Origin of the sequence: Bradyrhizobium pachyrhizi (assembly GCF_001189245.1) — a bacterium.
Lineage (GTDB): Bacteria > Pseudomonadota > Alphaproteobacteria > Rhizobiales > Xanthobacteraceae > Bradyrhizobium > Bradyrhizobium pachyrhizi.
Genome location: NZ_LFIQ01000025.1, coordinates 159612 through 159983, shown reverse-complemented (window position 1 = coordinate 159983; position 372 = coordinate 159612). Strand labels below are relative to the sequence as shown.

Sequence of the window (372 nt, the reverse complement as noted above, 5' to 3'; positions counted from 1 at the left end):
CCCGCCGACCGGCACATACGACGAGTGCACGACCGTTGAAGACCGTCCGCGGGCGCTAAGGACGATTCCAAAGGTGCCGCCACCGCGCAAAGATCCAGTCTACGGGGCCGGCGGGCCGCTCGCCAAACTCTGGAAGCGAGCGAAATGACCGAGTACGTCATCCGCTTCCTCCTCGGGGGCGCCGTCGTATCAGCCTTCGCGATGCTCGGAGACCTTCTGCGCCCCAAGAGCTTCGCCGGCCTGTTCGGAGCAGCGCCCTCGGTCGCGCTCGCCACGCTTGGAATCGCGGTGTACCAGCACGGGGGCAACTACGCCGCCTTGCAAACCCAGGCGATGATTGCGGGAGCGATTGCGCTCGCCATCTACAGTGTG

Annotated in this window: 1 protein-coding gene; it reads left to right on the top strand. The window is 65.9% G+C overall.

The window, feature by feature from the left end; all coding sequences use genetic code 11:
• Positions 1–144 precede the first annotated feature (144 nt).
• Positions 145–372, top strand: a 228-nt coding sequence (locus tag AKL29_RS02805) for a DUF3147 family protein (protein WP_050383045.1), incomplete at its 3' end; no start/stop codon positions are given.